The 14,795-nt window shown below is 71.7% G+C and carries 14 protein-coding genes; 7 read left to right on the top strand and 7 right to left on the bottom strand.

The window, feature by feature from the left end; translation table 11 throughout:
- On the top strand, window positions 1–696 hold a 696-nt coding region (locus E1200_RS01470; RefSeq protein WP_207933034.1), incomplete at its 5' end, for a GntR family transcriptional regulator.
- Window positions 697–906: 210 nt separating this feature from the next.
- Complete coding sequence (locus E1200_RS01465; protein WP_131949919.1) at window positions 907–1,677, top strand: SDR family oxidoreductase; 771 nt, start codon at window positions 907–909, stop codon at window positions 1,675–1,677.
- Window positions 1,678–1,706: 29 nt separating this feature from the next.
- Here E1200_RS01465 and E1200_RS01460 read toward each other — a convergent pair whose 3' ends face one another.
- On the bottom strand, window positions 1,707–2,300 hold the full coding sequence (locus tag E1200_RS01460; RefSeq protein WP_131949918.1) for a TetR/AcrR family transcriptional regulator: 594 nt from the start codon (window positions 2,298–2,300) through the stop codon (window positions 1,707–1,709).
- A gap of 98 nt (window positions 2,301–2,398) precedes the next feature.
- On the opposite strand from E1200_RS01460, the gene E1200_RS01455 reads away from it, so the two are divergent.
- From E1200_RS01455 to E1200_RS01445, 3 genes are read left to right on the top strand one after another with little or no spacing between them, the layout of a single operon-like run.
- Window positions 2,399–3,226: an SDR family oxidoreductase gene (locus E1200_RS01455; protein WP_131949917.1), complete on the top strand. Its 828-nt coding sequence runs from the start codon at window positions 2,399–2,401 to the stop codon at window positions 3,224–3,226.
- 14 nt (window positions 3,227–3,240) lie between these two features.
- Entirely contained in the window at window positions 3,241–4,404 is a 1,164-nt protein-coding gene (locus tag E1200_RS01450) for an NADH:flavin oxidoreductase (protein WP_131949916.1), read from the top strand.
- Between the two features lie 17 nt (window positions 4,405–4,421).
- Complete coding sequence (locus E1200_RS01445) at window positions 4,422–5,183, top strand: SDR family oxidoreductase (RefSeq protein WP_131949915.1); 762 nt, start codon at window positions 4,422–4,424, stop codon at window positions 5,181–5,183.
- A 58-nt stretch (window positions 5,184–5,241) separates the two neighbouring features.
- On the opposite strand, the gene E1200_RS01440 is transcribed toward E1200_RS01445, so the two are convergent.
- From E1200_RS01440 to E1200_RS01415, 6 genes are all read right to left on the bottom strand, one after another.
- The gene (locus E1200_RS01440) at window positions 5,242–5,622 is read right to left on the bottom strand and encodes a hypothetical protein (RefSeq protein ID WP_131949914.1); all 381 of its coding nucleotides are present in this window, start codon (window positions 5,620–5,622) and stop codon (window positions 5,242–5,244) included.
- Between the two features lies 1 nt (window position 5,623).
- The gene (locus tag E1200_RS01435; protein ID WP_131949913.1) at window positions 5,624–6,331 is read right to left on the bottom strand and encodes an ABC transporter ATP-binding protein; all 708 of its coding nucleotides are present in this window, start codon (window positions 6,329–6,331) and stop codon (window positions 5,624–5,626) included.
- On the bottom strand, window positions 6,328–7,059 hold the full coding sequence (locus E1200_RS01430; RefSeq protein ID WP_131949912.1) for an ABC transporter ATP-binding protein: 732 nt from the start codon (window positions 7,057–7,059) through the stop codon (window positions 6,328–6,330). The genes E1200_RS01435 and E1200_RS01430 overlap by 4 nt, the downstream gene beginning before the upstream one ends.
- Window positions 7,046–9,292, bottom strand: coding sequence for an ABC transporter permease (locus E1200_RS01425; protein ID WP_131949911.1), 2,247 nt, complete (start codon window positions 9,290–9,292; stop codon window positions 7,046–7,048). Before E1200_RS01425 ends, E1200_RS01430 begins: the two co-directional genes overlap by 14 nt.
- 2 nt (window positions 9,293–9,294) lie before the next feature.
- Complete coding sequence (locus E1200_RS01420) at window positions 9,295–10,677, bottom strand: ABC transporter substrate-binding protein (protein ID WP_131949910.1); 1,383 nt, start codon at window positions 10,675–10,677, stop codon at window positions 9,295–9,297.
- A 266-nt stretch (window positions 10,678–10,943) separates the two neighbouring features.
- The gene (locus tag E1200_RS01415; RefSeq protein WP_131949909.1) at window positions 10,944–11,798 is read right to left on the bottom strand and encodes an IclR family transcriptional regulator; all 855 of its coding nucleotides are present in this window, start codon (window positions 11,796–11,798) and stop codon (window positions 10,944–10,946) included.
- A 263-nt stretch (window positions 11,799–12,061) separates the two neighbouring features.
- Here E1200_RS01415 and E1200_RS01410 point away from each other — a divergent pair, with 263 nt between their 5' ends.
- Both E1200_RS01410 and E1200_RS01405 read left to right on the top strand, forming a co-directional pair.
- The gene (locus E1200_RS01410) at window positions 12,062–13,558 is read left to right on the top strand and encodes an FAD-dependent oxidoreductase (protein WP_131949908.1); all 1,497 of its coding nucleotides are present in this window, start codon (window positions 12,062–12,064) and stop codon (window positions 13,556–13,558) included.
- 315 nt (window positions 13,559–13,873) lie between these two features.
- Window positions 13,874–14,770: an SMP-30/gluconolactonase/LRE family protein gene (locus tag E1200_RS01405; protein ID WP_131949907.1), complete on the top strand. Its 897-nt coding sequence runs from the start codon at window positions 13,874–13,876 to the stop codon at window positions 14,768–14,770.
- Window positions 14,771–14,795: the final 25 nt, after the last annotated feature.

The raw sequence follows: 14,795 nt of genomic DNA, 5'->3' as shown, positions 1-14,795 counted from the left end.
GGGGAGGGCAGGGTGCCGGCCGAGAAGACCGCCGCCCGCGGGCGCACCAAGGCGGTCGAACGCGTGGTGGCCGAACTCCGGCAGATGATCATGTCGGGCGAGCTGCTGCCCGGCCAGCAGATCCGCCAGGAGCACATGGCCGAGCGCCTGGGCGTGAGCCGCCTCCCCATCCGGGAGGCCCTGCGGCAGCTGACCGCCGACGGCCTGATGAGCCACGTGCACAACGTCGGCTACACCGTCGCGCGGCTGAGCCAGGCGGAGTTCGACCAGATCTACCGGATGCGGCACCTGCTCGAGAACGAGATCATCGCCGGCCTGCCCAAGCCCAGCCAAGAACAGCTGCAGGTCATCGCCGGCCTCAATGCCGAGGTCGTCGCCGCCGCCGAACGGTCCGATCTGGTGGCGATGCGGCTCCGCAACCACGACTTCCACTTCGCGATCTTCCAGCTCGACGACCGGAAGCTGATCATCGACGAGATCGAGCGGCTGTGGAACTGGGCCGCCCCGTACCACGCCGTCTACCTCTTCTCGCCCGACAGCCGCCGCGCCGTGCTCGACGAGCACGAGGCGATGATCGAGGCGTTGCGCGACGGGGACAACGCCCGGCTGGCCCGGCTCATGGACCAGCACCGGCACGGCTCCGAGACCCAACTCGGCCTGATCCTGGGGTCCGGCCCCATAGCCCGACCCAGCTGAAGACCGGGACGCCCGGCTGGGTCGATCGACGGCCGCCCACCACGGCAGGGGCCGCCGCCTGAGTTCGGGTTCCGCTGAGTGGGAGACGGGGCTTCCGGCCCGCTCACGTCCACGGAACCGTGGGGTCGATTCTCGCGCGGCGGCCTACCGCCGGCCCGGCGAGGACCAGAGCATCGGGCGGCTCCTCTCGGAGCCCGGCGAGGAGGGCAGATGGAGCGTTACGCCGACCGGCGCGTGCTGGTGACGGGTGCCGCGTCCGGGATCGGTCAGGCCGTGGTCCTGCGGATCCTGGCCGAGGGCGGCCGGGTGGTGGCCGCGGACGTCGCCAAGGAGGGGCTGGAGGAGACCGTCCAGCGCGCCGCGGCCGCCGGAGGCGGGGAGCGGCTGGTCGCCGAGGTGATCGACGTCTCCGACGAGGCGGCCGTGAACGCGGGCGTGGCCGCCGCGGTCGACGGGCTCGGCGGACTGGACGTCCTGGTCAACACCGCCGGAATCCTGCGCGGGGCGCACACCCATGAGTGCGGGCTGGAGTTGTGGAACCGGGTGATCGGCGTCAACTTGACCGGCACCTTCCTGATGACCCGCGCCGCGCTGCCGGCGCTGCTGGAGTCCGGCAGGGGCGTGGTGGTGAACTTCAGTTCCACCGCGGCCCAGTTCGGCCATCCGTTCATGGCGGCCTACTCCGCGAGCAAGGGCGGCATCCTGTCGTTCACCCACTCCATCGCCCAGGAGTACTCCAAGCGGGGACTGCGCGCCGTCAACATCATGCCCGGCGGGATCAGCAGCGGCATCACGAACAACATCGCCTCGCTGGTGCCCGAGGACGTCGACTGGAACCTCTTCCTCAAGCTCAATCCGGCGATCAAGGAGGGGTTCGGGGCACCGGAGGACATCGCCGGCGTGGTCGCGATGGTGGCCTCGGACGACGGCGCCTTCATCACCGGTACGGAGATACGCGTCGACGGCGGCGCCCACCAGTGATGCGCGTCCGCCAGTCGAAGGCGGGCGGCTCAGCGGGCGGGCGCGGTCAGCCCGGCGGTGACGAAGGAGATCAGGGTCTCGGACGAGACCGGGGGCCGGCCGGTGGCGGCGCGGCCGTAGATCTCCAGAAGGAGGGTGAAGGCCAGGCGCCAGCGTTCGGAGACCTCCCGGACCGGCAGTTCGGGCATGGCGCGGGCGAGCATGGCTTCGAACGGGGCCGCGCTGAACCAGGGGGAGGAGACGGGCAGCCGTCCGTGGGGGAGGGCGGTCCGGGCCAGCAGGTGGCAGAGCATCCGCCCCTTGTCGGTGCGGATCAGCTCATCGAACGGCTCGACGATCGCCGCGACGAGGTCGGCGACCGGAAGCGGAGACTCCTCGCCGAGCCGTTCCGAGGCATCGGCGATCGGCGCCAGGCGGTCGGCCCAGACGGGGACGAGTTCGCGCTCCAGCAGGGCGGTGATGAGGCCCTCCCGCGACCCGAAGTGGTAGTGCACCGCACCGGGATTCAGGCCGGCCTCGGCGTTGATCAGGCGGAGGGAGACCTTGTCGGGGTCCCCGTCGGCGAAAAGCCGCTCGGCCGCGGCCAGCAGGCGGTCCCTGGTCGAAGCGGTCTCCTCGGGCATCTGGCCATTTCACCACACCATGCGCCATCATTGTTCAATCAGTGATTGGAAGCTGATTGGCTCCGGCCTGAGAGCCGGCGGATACAAGGAGGTGGACGATGGCGACCTTCGCCGTCACGGGTTCGGCTTCGGGCATGGGCGCGGCCACCGCCGCCCGGCTGGCCGCGGCGGGACACACCGTGATCGGGGTGGATCTGCGCGAAGCGCAGGTGACCGCCGATCTCGGCACCGCCGAAGGCCGGGCCGAGGCGGCCGACGCGATCCTGCGGGCGAGCGGGGGCACGCTGGACGGCGTCGCGGCGATCGCCGGCGTCGGCCCGGACATGCAGGACCCCGCCGCCGTTATGTCGATCAACTACTTCGGCCCGGTGGCGCTGCTGGAGGCGCTGCGGCCCGCGCTGGAGCGCTCGGGCGCGGGACGGGCCGTGGTGATCGGCTCCAACTCGGCGTCCACCGTCCCGCTGGTGGACGACGCTCTGGTGGATCTCTCGCTGTCCGGTGATGAGCAAGGCGCCCGGGCGCGGGCGGTCGAGCAGCAGGCGGCCATGCCGGCGGAGATCACGCAGATCGTGCCGTCGATCACCGCCTATGCCTCGTCCAAGCTGGCGATCGCGCGCTGGGTGCGCCGCACCGCGGTCACCCCCGAGTGGGCGCGCAAGGGCGTGACGCTGAACGCGATCGCCCCCGGCGCGGTGCTCACCCCGCTCATGCTCGGCTCGACCGGCAAGCCCGAGGACCTGGACGCCGACTCCTTCCCCACCCCGATGCCGCTGGGCGTCTTCGGCGAGCCGGAGGACATCGCCTTCTGGGTGGACCAGTTCCTCAAGCCCGAGGCGCGCTACAGCACCGGCTCCATCCTGTACGTCGACGGCGGCACCGACGCGGCCATGCGCCCCGACGCCTACCCCACGCCCATGACCCTCTGATCCTTGGAGAGCACATGACCGCCCCGGACGTGTTCGCACCCGCCAGGCTCGGCCCGGTCGAACTGCGCAACCGCATCATCAAGGCCGCCACCTTCGAAGGCATGACGAAGAACGCGCTGGTCGGCGACGAGCTCATCGCGTTCCACCGCCGCCACGCCGCCGGGGGAGTCGGCATGACCACGGTCGCCTACTGCGCCGTGTCCCCCGAAGGCCGCACCGAGCGCGACCAGATCTGGATGCGGCCCGAGGCGCTGCCCGGCCTGCGCCGCCTCACCGACGCCGTACACGCCGAGGGCGCCGCGGTCTCCGCGCAGATCGGGCACGCGGGTCCGGTCGCCAACGGCAAGTCCAACGGGCTGCCCGCGCTCGGCCCGTCCCGCGCCTTCAACCCGCAGGCGCTCCAGATGCTCCGCGCGGCGAGCAAGGCCGACATCGAGCGGATCACCAAGGCGCACGCCGACGCCGCGCTGCTGGCGATCGAGGCCGGGTTCGACGCCGTGGAGATCCACTTCGGGCACAACTACCTGTCCAGCGCGTTCCTCAGCCCGAAGATCAACAAGCGCGGGGACGAGTACGGCGGTTCGCTGGAGAACCGCGCCAAGGTCGTGCGCGGCATCGCCCGCGCCGTCCGCGACGCGGTCGGGGACCGCATCGCAATTCTGGCCAAGCTGAACATGGACGACGGCGTACCCGGCGGCTTCTGGCTGGACGAGAGCCTGCGGGTGGCGCAGTGGCTGGAGCAGGACGGCGGCCTGGACGCGCTGGAACTGACCGCCGGCAGCTCCCTGCTCAACCCCATGTACCTGTTCCGGGGCGAGGCGCCGCTGCGGGAGTTCGCCGCCGCCATGCCCCAGCCGGTGAAGCTGGGCGTCCAGCTGGTGGGCGGGAAGTTCATCCGCAGCTACCCCTACCAGGAGGCCTACCTGCTGGAGAGCGCCCGCCAGTTCCGCGCGGCCGTGAAGATGCCGCTGATCCTGCTGGGCGGCGTCAGCCGGCGGGAGACCATGGACCTGGCGATGGCCGAGGGCTTCGAGTTCGTGGCGATGGCCCGTGCCCTGCTGCGCGAGCCGGACCTGCTCAACCGCATGCAGGCCGAGCCCGGTACCCGGTCGCTGTGCATCCACTGCAACAAGTGCATGCCGACCATCTTCAGCGGCACCCGCTGCGTGCTTGCCTGAGCCCGGAAGGAGACACGATGGCGAACGGACGCCTTTCCGGCCGGGTGGCACTGATCAGCGGTGCGGCCTCCGGCATGGGCGCCGCTCACGCGCGGGCCTTCACCGCGGAGGGCGCGCGCGTCGTGCTGGGCGACATCGACGACGGCAAGGGCGCCGAGCTGGCCGAGACACTGGGCGAGAACGCGATCTACGTCCACTTGGACGTGACGAGCTCCCCTGACTGGGCGGTGGCCGTGGAGGCGGCCGTTGAACGCTTCGGCATGCTGAACGTGCTGGTGAACAACGCCGGCATCCTCGACGGGGGACCGCTGGGCGCCTACACCGAGCAGCAGTGGCGCCGGATCCTCGACGTCAACCTCACCGGTGCGTTCCTCGGCCTGTCCGCCGCCCGCGACGCCCTGGTCGCCGCCCGGCCCTCGTCGGTGATCAATGTGTCCTCGGCGGCCGGCATGCAGGGGGTGGCGGGGATGCACGGCTACACCGCGTCCAAGTACGGCCTGCGCGGCCTGACCAAGTCCGCCGCACTGGAGCTGGCCGAGCACGGGGTGCGGGTGAACTCGGTGCACCCGGGCGCGGTCATGACCCCGATGATCGCCGGGATGGCCGCCGAGCAGGGCGTGGCCGACATCGACCGCGCCCAGAGCACCCTCACCCGGCTGGCGCGGCCCGAGGAGATCTCGACCCTCATGGTGTACCTGGCGAGCGAGGAGTCCAGCTTCTGCACCGGCGGAGAGTTCCTCGCGGACGGCGGCCTCACCGCCGGTTCCATCCACATGTGACGGTCCGGCCGTGCCCGCCGCCCGGGACGATGAGCGGCGGGCACGGCCGGATCCGCGCTCACGACCGCGCGTCGGCCGCCTCCGTACGCTCGACCGGGCGCAGCGCCTCGGCGAGCTGGTCTGTGCGCGCCTGGCCCTCGATGAGCTGCCGGAGGAGCCAGATGCGGAGCACCTGGGCGAGGGCCGCCGCGATGTACAGGCCGGCCCCGGCGATCGAGACCGCGGCGAAGGCCGTCGCGAGGACCTGGCTCGACGCGATGTCGCGCAGGTCGTCCTGCGAGAGCGAGGCGTTGTAGGCGACGAACGCGCCGGCGACCCCGATGAGCATCAGCAGGACGCCGGCGACGCGCAACGGCCGGTCGGACCTCGCTGAGCCGGTCTTGAGCCGGTGTGCCGCGACGGCTTCGTGGAACTCGGCGCGGCGGGTGTCGGTGGTCATCTCATCCTCCCAGGTACGTGGTGGAAAGTTCGGCTTCGATCTCGGCCGGGGGGCCGGTGCGGACGGCGCGCCCGTTCACCATCAGGACGGCCAGGTCCGCGAGCGGCAGGACGACGCGGGCGAACTGCTCGGCCAGCAGGATCGAGACGCCGTCCGCCGCGAGTCCCGCGACCACCTCGTACATCTCGCTGACCACGAGCGGGGCGAGCCCCATGGAGAGCTCGTCCAGCAGGAGCACGGCGGGATCCCTCCCGAGCGCCCGGGAGAGCGAGAGCATCTGCTGCTCGCCGCCCGAAAGGGAACCCGCGAGCTGGTCGCGGCGCTCCCCGAGGCGGGGGAAGCGCGCGTAGGCCACCTCCTCCATGGCGTCGAGGGAGGTGTGCCGGCCTGCGGCGACCCAGAGGTTCTCGCGGACGGTCAGGTTGGCGAAGACGCCCCGTCCCTCCGGGATCGAGCACACGCCGAGCCCCGCGGCCTCGGCGGCCGTGATCCCGGTGATGTCGCGCCCCGAGAAGTGCAGGGTGCCCGAGGCGGGGCGCATGAGCCCGCTGACGATCTTCATGGTGGTCGTCTTGCCGGCGCCGTTCGGTCCGAGGAGGGCGACCACCGCTCCGGCCGGCACGGCGAGATCGATGCCGTGCAGAACCTGGATGTCGCCGTAGGCCGCGTGGACGCCGCGCAGTTCGACGACGGGGTCCGGGATCGTCATGCGACCGTCTCCGTTCCGATGTAGGCGGCGATGACCTCGGGCGACCGGCGCACCTCCGCGGCGGTCCCGGAGGCGATGAGCGTCCCGTGGTCGAGCACGTGGACGGTGGAGCAGAGGGACATCACCAGCGGCAGGTCGTGCTCGACCAGGCACACGGCGATGCCGTCGCCGGCTAGCCCGCGCAGCAGCTCGGCGAACCGCTCGCTCTCGTGCTCGGTCTGCCCCGACGCGGGCTCGTCGAGCAGCAGGAGCCTCGGCCGGGTCATCAACGCGCGGGCCACCTCGACGACCCGTGCGCGGCCGGTCGGGATGGCGGCGACGTTCTCGTCCGCGATGTCGGCGAGTCCGGCGAGCTCCAGGACCCGGTCGGTCTCCGCCTCGACGTCGATCCGCCGGCGGGTGTTCGCGCGGACGATGTCCCCGGCGACCCGGACGTTGTCGCGGACGCTGAGCGACAGGAACAGCTCCAGCCGCTGAAACGTGCGCGCCATTCCCATCCGCGCGCGGCGGCCGGGCCCGAGGCCGGTGATGTCCTCGCCCTCGAACAGGATGCTTCCGGACGCCACCGGCTGCATGCCGGTGATGCAGTTGAACATGGTGGTCTTGCCCGCCCCGTTGGGGCCGATGAGGCCCGTCACCCGGCCGGGCTCGACGGTGAGGCCGACGTCCAGGAGCGCGGTGTTCCCACCGAACCGGACGGTGACGCCCCGGGTCTCAAGCACGGGCATGGGGCACCCTCTCCTTGTCGCGCAGGGCGTTGATGCCGAGCTGCTCGTCCAGCCGGTTCGCGAGGCCGGCGGGGTAGTCCGCGCCGATGCCGATCAGCTCCGGAACCTCGGCCCGCGCGGGCCCGCCGCCCGGAGCGACCTGCGGGCGCAGCGCCGCCCCGATCCGCGGCAGGGCGAGCCACAGGACCGCGCTGAGGACGAGGAACGACGCCGTCCCCAGAACGCCGGACCAGGCCAGCGCGTAGAGGGCGCATTGCACGGCGATGCCGCCGTACCGGATCTCGGGCGCTTTCGCGAGCCGGCGATGGGCCGCGAAGACGTCGTGGAGGACGCCGCTGGGGTTGCGCGCGACCCCGATCCCGGCGAGCGCGGCGCTCACCGGCACGAGCTGGGCGAGGAGCCCGAGCGTCCCGTCGAACTCGGGGTTCGCGGTCGCGGCGTCGCTCACCAGCGTCACCAGCGCCGTCATCCCCGCGCCGACGACCATCCCGCCGAGGAGGGCGCCGCTGACGTAGCCGATGCCGCTGACGACGGCGAGCATCACCAGCGACAGGCTCAGCATGAGGATGAAGTGCTCCTTCGTGACGGAGCCCAGGGCCATGGCCATGAGGATGCCGCCGAGACCGGCGATCGCGGTCGAGACGGCGAAGACCGACAGCTTCAGCCACAGGAGCCGCTGGCCGAGCATCGCGGAGGCCGCCGGGCTGTCCTTCATCGCGGCGAGGCGGCGGCCGTAGCCGCTGTTGCGCAGCGCCACCAGCCCGACCCCGAGCACCGCGAACACGGCTGCGGAGACGGGGAGGAAGACGTCGTCGTCCGCGAGGTCCACCGGCCCGACGGCGAGGCGCGGGAACAGCAGGTTGCCGTTCGGGAAGATCGTGAACGTCCGGCCGAAGAGGGTGTGCTCCTGGATGTCGCGCAGGAGCATGGCGGAGACGAACACACCGAAGGCCAGCGTCGCGAGCGCCAGGTAGAGCCCGCGCAGCCGCAGCGCCGGAACCGCGACGAGCGCCCCTGTCACGGCCGCCGCGGCGACCCCCGCGACCAGGCCGCCGATGCTCAGCCTCGTGTCGGCTCCCTCACCCTGGACCCCCGCGTGGAAGGCGACGATGGTGGCGATGGCGGCGAACGCCAGCGGCGCGAGGTTCAGCTCTCCCGCGTAGCCGGTGAGCAGGGTCTGCGAGAGCGCGATGACGGCGAAGGCGATGCCGAGCTGCAGCAGCCCCACCGACGACGGATCGATGATCTGGCGGAACGCCAGGACGGCGAGGACGAACACCCCGCCCCACAGCACCGCGCGGCGGACCGTCGGCACCTCGTAGCGCTCCCGCGAGCGGGTCGCGACGCCGCGGAGCCGGTCGTGCCTCAGCACGAGCAGGACCGCGAACAGGACGACCATGGCGAGCGACTGGCGCAGGTTGCTCACCCATGTCCAGTCGGTCGGCGCGTAGGCGACGAGGTAGCTGCTCATGAGCCCGAGCACCACCGCCCCGAGGAAGGTGAGCGGGATGCTCCGCAGCCTGCCGAAGAGCGCCGCCGCGAACGCGTCCACGACCAGCAGGGTGAGCGCGTTCGCCTCCAGCGGGCCCCCGATGACCGGCGTGATGAGGACGCCGGCCAGTACGGCGAGGGTGGACCCGAGCGCCCACGCGCGGGCCGACACCCGGTCGGGGTCGTGCCCGGCCAGGCTCAGCAGGTCGGGGTCGTCGACGGTCGCCCGCATCAGCACCCCGAGCCGTGCCCGGACGAACAGCGCGCGCAGGCCCACGGCCAGGACGGCCGCGACGACCAGGCAGATCACCTCGTGGTAGCGGAGCACGACGCCGAAGACGGTGACCGTGCTGTCGACCCCGAAGAACATCCCGGGGACCCGCGCCTCCTGGGGATCCCACAGCCACTGCGCCAGTGCGACGAGGCCGAGCATGACGGCGACCGTCACCACGATCCGCGTGATCTGCTCGGTGTCGCGCAGCCCGCGCATGATGAGGGCGTGCTGCAGCAGGCCCATCGCGGGGCCGAGCACGCCCAGGACGACGGCCAGGGCGAGCCAGGCGGGAAGGTCCCACTGCACGTCGAGCTGGTAGTAGGTGAACGCGCCGATCATGGCCTGCGCGCCGTGGGCGAAGTTGAAGATGCCGGAGGTGTTGTAGGTCAGGACCAGGCCCGACGCCGCGATGGCGTACACCGCGCCGAGCACCAGGCCCAGCGCGGTGTACGTGAGGAAGGCCGTCACGGTTACTTCTTGAGGAATCGGGTGGAGAGGCGGTCGTCGTTCAGCTTCACGCCGGAGAGCTTGGGATCGAGCTCGACGACCTTGCTCTTGTCGCAGCCGAACTCACCCTGCTTCTCGGGGGACACCTGCTTCCACGTGTCGCCGTCCAGCCGGACGACCAGAGCGCACTCGCTCGGCAGGTTGCCGCCCGGGTCGCTCGGGGCGTGCAGGCCGCCGCCGGTCCACTCGTGCACCTCGGAGAGGCCCTTGACCATGCAGTCGCGGGTGAGGGTGTCACCGCACCCCTTCGCGCTGGTCGCCCAGAGCAGGAACGCCGACGCCGCGGACATGCCCAGGAGCGCCGGCTTGTTGCCGTCCGCCTTGACCAGGTCGAGGTACTGCTTCACCGCGGGGGCCTGGGCGGCGTTCTCGAAGGGCTGGAAGTACAGCGAGGTGACGAGCCCGTCCGCCGTGCGGGACTTGCCGTTCCACTGCGAGGCGATCTCGCTGTACCACTGCGACTCGACGACCTTCGGCGGCTTGGCGCCGGTCCTGCCGAGCGCCTCGAACAGCCCCATCTGGCTGGGGATCGGGCCGTTGCTCGTCCAGAGGGCTGAAGCGTCGCAGTCCTTGAACTTCTGGGCGAACGGCACGTAGTTGGCCTCGCCGTTCTGGCTCATCGAGATGCCGCAGTCCTTGACCTCGACGCCCAGCTGCCCGAGGACCGCGGCGACCTTCGCGCTGGCGGCCTTGACCGGCGGCGAGTCGGAGAGCACCATCGTCGGGCTCTTCCCGAATTCGGGGACGAGCTTGAGCGTCTGGGCCAGCCCGGAGGCGTTGTAGCGGTCGGCCGGGAACGGCATCGGCTCGAACTTGTCGGGCCCCATGCCGGCGTTCGGGCCGACGGTGTAGGACGGTACCGAGGGCAGGTCGCAGCCGACCCGGATGGGCTCGGCGGCCTCGTCGTAAGCGAACCCCTGTCCGACCAGCATGAAATCGGACTTGCACGCCTTCTGCATCACCGCGGCGGCGTTGGTCAGCGCGGCGTCGTACCGCGTTCCGGTGATCTTGCGGCCGAGGATGCCGCCCTGCGCGTTGCACCACTTGATCATCGCGTCGATCGCGTCGCCGTTCTCCTCGCCGAGACCCGGCGCGGAGGTGAAGCCCCGGTCGTCGCCGTAGCCGATACGGATCTCGGTGTCGGTGACGCCCTGGTCGGTCGCGCCCTTCGCGGAGCCGGGCCCGCACGGCGAGGCGAGGTCGCCGAACGCCTTGGCCGAGGCGGCCGGGGTCGAGCCGTCGGCGCCGGTGACCGAGTCTCCCGATCGGCTCGATCCGCATGCGGTGGCGGCCAAGGCGAAGGCGAGGACGATCCCTCCGGTCTTCGTGGTCGTGCTGAGTCTCATGACGACGTGGTCTCCTTCGATCCCGCGCTGCCCTGGTCGGCATTGCGTGCAGGGAGACTGTGGGTGTGACCGCTGCCACATGTACACGGCGCCTCCCGTTCACCGGGCACACCTCGGTGAAGTGGCGCAACGGGGCGAAGGGGCGCGGCGTCCGCGGTGGAGGGCCTCCCGCTGAGAGGGAGAAAGAGGGGCTGACCGGCCGCCCGACGTGCCGAGGACGCCCGGCCGGGGGCCGGACGCAGCGGTCCGGAACGGCTCGTCAGCGATCAGAACCAGTCGGTCAAGCGCGGCCAGGTCGCCCAGGCGTCGAGCATTCCGGCGGGCCAGTCACCGGCGGCGGCAGGACCGCCGCCGTTCCGTCCCGGCCTGGGCGCGCCGCGCCCGACCGTCCGCCAGATCCGCAGCGCGCTCTGCTGGACGGCGGGAGCCAGCCGGGTCAGGTCGAGCTGGCGGATCGGCCCGCACACCGACAGCGCCGCGACGGCCTTGCCGGGGCCGCGCACCGCGGCGGCGACGCATCCGATGCCCGGCACGGACTCCTCGCGGTCGAACGCCACGCCGCGCTCGCGCACCTGGCGCAGTTCGCGGAGGAACCTGGTGCGCTCAGTGATCGTGAAGCGTGTGCGCGCACGCAGCCCGCCGTCGAGCACCTCCTGCACGGTCCTCTCGTCCGAGTAGGCGAGGATCGCCTTGCCCGCGCCCGTGCAGTACGCGGGCGCGCGGCCGCCGATCCGAGGCGGCAGGTCCATGTGCGAAGGATCGCCGATCTTCTCCAGGTACACGATCTCCCTGCGATTGAGCACGGCGAGGTGGACGACCTGGCGGGTGGCGGCGTGCAGACGGCGCATCACGGGCAGCGCGGCGTCGTGCAGCGCGTCCTGGCGGAGAGCCAGAGAGCCCAGCTCCAGCATGCGGATGCCGAGCCGGTAGTCGTTCCCCTCGCGCGACAGCCATCGGACCGCGACGAGCCGGTCCAGGATGCGGTGCGCGGAGGAGCGCGGCAGCCCGCTGCGCTGAGCCACCTCGGCCAGCGAGAGCCGGGTCGCCCCGTCGAACGTGTCGAGCACCCGCACGACCCGCTCGATCATCGACACCGGAGTACCGTCCGAGCCTTCGGTCATGCGGTTCCGTCCTGCCCGGCAGAGTGTGATCTGAGCTACATGCGACCAGATCGGACGAGACGGCGGCTGGTGCGTCTCCCGCTCTACGGGAGAAATTCCCCTCGCCGCCTGATCCGGCGAGAGCGGCGGCCGGCGGGGGCGCTCCTTCCCGGCCAGTGGGAAGGTGGCCTCTTCAGGCGGGCGGACCTCTCCCTACGCTGGCGACCTCCGGCATTCGAGAGCGCGCAGGCGCTACGGCCGGACGCGTCCAGGAGGGGACCCGCATGACGAACGACCATGCCGAAGCACCGTCACCCGACTTCCGGGCCGCGGCCGAACCGGTCCCGCTGGCCTCGGTGGAGCGCTTCCACCACGAGACCGACGTCCTGGTCGTCGGGTTCGGGTGCGCCGGGGCGGCCGCCGCCTACGAGGCCGCGGCCGCCGGGGCCCGCGTCCTGGTGCTGGAGCGGTTCTCCGGACCGGGCGGGTCCACGGCCCAGTCCGGCGGAGAGATCTACCTGGGCGGAGGCACCCGCGTGCAGAGCGCGTGCGGGTTCGAAGACACCCCCGAGGACATGTACGCCTACCTGCACGCCGCGCTCGGACCCCATGCCGACGAGGAGAAGCTGCGGCTCTACTGCGAGGGCAGCGTGGAGCACTTCGAGTGGTTCCGTGCCCGCGGGGTGCCCTTCGAGGAGTCCCTGTACGACGCGCCGGGCTGGATGGCTCCGACGAAGGACGGGCTGATGTGGCTCGGTGAGAACGCCTGGCCGTACACGGCCCTCGCCCGTCCTGCTCCGCGGGGCCATCGTCCTCCCATGGAGGGGTTCGCGGGCGGCCTGCTCATGGACAGGCTCGCCGCCGCGGTGACCGGAGCCGGCGCGCATGTCCACACCGACACCCGGGCGTCCGCCCTCGTGGTCGACGGCTCGGGGCGGGTGGCGGGCGTAGTGGCCAGGCACTTCGGTGCGGAGGTGCGCTACCGGGCCCGCAAGGGCGTGATCCTCACCACCGGCGGCTTCGTCGACGACGAGGAGATGCTCGCCCACCACGCCCCGCTGCTGCTGGGGCACGGCAAGGTCAGCGACGGGGGCGACGACGGCAGCGGGATCCGCATGGCCGGCGCGCTCGGAGCCGCGACGCGGCGCATGGCGTCCGTGGAGGCGGCACTGATCGTCACACCCGAGGCGGCCTGCCGAGGACTGCTGGTCAACGCGCTCGGGCAGCGCTTCATCAACGAAGACGTCTACCCCGGCCTCTTCAGCCACGCCGCGCTCCACCAGCCCGCTCCGTGGTGGGTGATCCTCGACGAGGAGAGCTTCGCCTCCCTCTCCTCCCGTAATCCCGCGGGCATGCCACCGGACCATGCCGCCGAGACCCTCGCCGAACTTGAGAGGGACCTGGGAATGCCGGACGGCGCGCTGGAGAGCACGGTCACGATGTACAACCGCCATGCGGCCCTCGGGCAGGACCCCCTCTTCCACAAGAACCCCAGATGGCTGCGCGAGTTGAAGCCGCCTTTCGCAGCGATAGACCCGCGTGTCCTGGCGCGGATGGCGGAGAACCGCCGCGAGGCCACCGGGATCTCGGGCTTCACCCTCGGTGGGCTCCACACCACCGTGGACGGAGAGGTGCTGCATGTGACCGGCCGCCCGATTCCCGGCCTGTACGCGGCGGGCCGGGCCTCGTCCGGCATCCACGGCGAGGGCTACGTCAGCGGCACGTCGATCGGTGACGGCACGTTCTTCGGCCGCCGAGCCGGGCGCGCCGCGGCCGGGTAGCCGCTCGGAAGCCGGCGGACGGCAAGGCGTGCACCCGCTCAGCGTGAGACCTTCCCGTCCACGCCAGGAGGAGGTCCGGGGCGGGGAAGTCTTCGGCGCCGAGCTCTTCCCTTGAACGGGACCGCATGCCTATGCTGTCGCCCCAACATCGTTTCCCATGGAGACCCTCCATGATGCGGCGCCGGGGACGCGCCGGGGGAAACGATGTCTCACGCGGGCCGAGGCTCCGGCCGCCGCCCGCTTCCTCTCTTCTATGACGTGCTCTCTCTCCATGAAGTCAGCCCACTCGCCGAACAAGCATGTGATTGAGGGTTCATGGAGACTTACACCGCCGAGCGCCTGGCGCAGGGTTTCAGCTGGACCGAGTGCCCGCGCTGGCACGCCGACCGCTTCCACTTCTCCGACATGTACAACCGCCGTGTCGTGTCACTGACCGAGAACGGCGAGGCCGAGACCATCGCGGACGTCTCCGGCCGGGAGCCCTTGGACGGGGCCGAGCTCGTTCCGGCCGGCACGGGGCACCTGCCGGACGGCCGGCTCCTGGTGAACTCCATGTTCGAGAAAGTCGTGCTGGTGGTCGAGAACGGCAGGGCGGAGGTCTACGCCGACCTGCGGGACCTGGCGGCCGGTCCGATCAACGACATGGTCGTCACCGCCTCCGGGCGGGCGTATGTGACGCAGCTGGGCTTCGACCTGTGGAAGGGCGAGGAGCCCGCGCCGTCCCCGATCATCATCGTCGAGCCGGGCGGGGCCGCCAGGATCGCGGCGGGTACCGAGCACCTCATGGGTGCGAACGGCGTCGCGGTGACCGCGGACGGCGGCCGGCTCGTCACCGCCGAGGCGTTCGCCAACAAGGTCACCTCCTTCGACATCGCCGGCGATGGGGAACTGTCGAACCACCGGCTGTTCGCGGAGCTCGACGAGCTGCCCGACGGCATGTGCCTGGACGCAGAGGGCGCCGCCTGGGTGGCCTTCCCGATCAGCGGCCGCGTGACCAGGTTCGCCGAAGGCGGCGAGATCCTCGGCCAGGTGACCATCCCCCAGGCCGAGGCGGGTTCGAGCACCGCGTGCGTGCTCGGCGGTGCGGACCGGCGGACCCTGTACGTGGCCTGCGGGTTCGAGGTCTACGACTTCGCCAAGTCCCGGGAGGGCGGCCAGGGGTCCATCTGGCAGGCCCGCGTCGGCGTCTCCGGCGGCGCGTCCCGGCCCTGACCCCCGGCGGCCCCGGACGAAAGGC

It is taken from the genome of Actinomadura sp. GC306 (genome assembly GCF_004348665.1).
Classification (GTDB): Bacteria; Actinomycetota; Actinomycetes; order Streptosporangiales; family Streptosporangiaceae; genus Spirillospora.
This window is presented reverse-complemented; position numbering and strand designations above follow the sequence as displayed.

Excerpts from the sequence above, each read along its gene's own strand:
- E1200_RS01465 (WP_131949919.1), top strand. The coding sequence starts at position 907 with ATGGAGCGTTACGCCGACCGGCGCGTGCTGGTGACGGGTGCCGCGTCC.
- E1200_RS01460 (WP_131949918.1), bottom strand. The coding sequence starts at position 2,300 with ATGCCCGAGGAGACCGCTTCGACCAGGGACCGCCTGCTGGCCGCGGCC.
- E1200_RS01455 (WP_131949917.1), top strand. The coding sequence starts at position 2,399 with ATGGCGACCTTCGCCGTCACGGGTTCGGCTTCGGGCATGGGCGCGGCC.
- E1200_RS01450 (WP_131949916.1), top strand. The coding sequence starts at position 3,241 with ATGACCGCCCCGGACGTGTTCGCACCCGCCAGGCTCGGCCCGGTCGAA.
- E1200_RS01445 (WP_131949915.1), top strand. The coding sequence starts at position 4,422 with ATGGCGAACGGACGCCTTTCCGGCCGGGTGGCACTGATCAGCGGTGCG.
- E1200_RS01440 (WP_131949914.1), bottom strand. The coding sequence starts at position 5,622 with ATGACCACCGACACCCGCCGCGCCGAGTTCCACGAAGCCGTCGCGGCA.
- E1200_RS01435 (WP_131949913.1), bottom strand. The coding sequence starts at position 6,331 with ATGACGATCCCGGACCCCGTCGTCGAACTGCGCGGCGTCCACGCGGCC.
- E1200_RS01430 (WP_131949912.1), bottom strand. The coding sequence starts at position 7,059 with ATGCCCGTGCTTGAGACCCGGGGCGTCACCGTCCGGTTCGGTGGGAAC.
- E1200_RS01420 (WP_131949910.1), bottom strand. The coding sequence starts at position 10,677 with ATGAGACTCAGCACGACCACGAAGACCGGAGGGATCGTCCTCGCCTTC.
- E1200_RS01415 (WP_131949909.1), bottom strand. The coding sequence starts at position 11,798 with ATGACCGAAGGCTCGGACGGTACTCCGGTGTCGATGATCGAGCGGGTC.
- E1200_RS01410 (WP_131949908.1), top strand. The coding sequence starts at position 12,062 with ATGACGAACGACCATGCCGAAGCACCGTCACCCGACTTCCGGGCCGCG.
- E1200_RS01405 (WP_131949907.1), top strand. The coding sequence starts at position 13,874 with ATGGAGACTTACACCGCCGAGCGCCTGGCGCAGGGTTTCAGCTGGACC.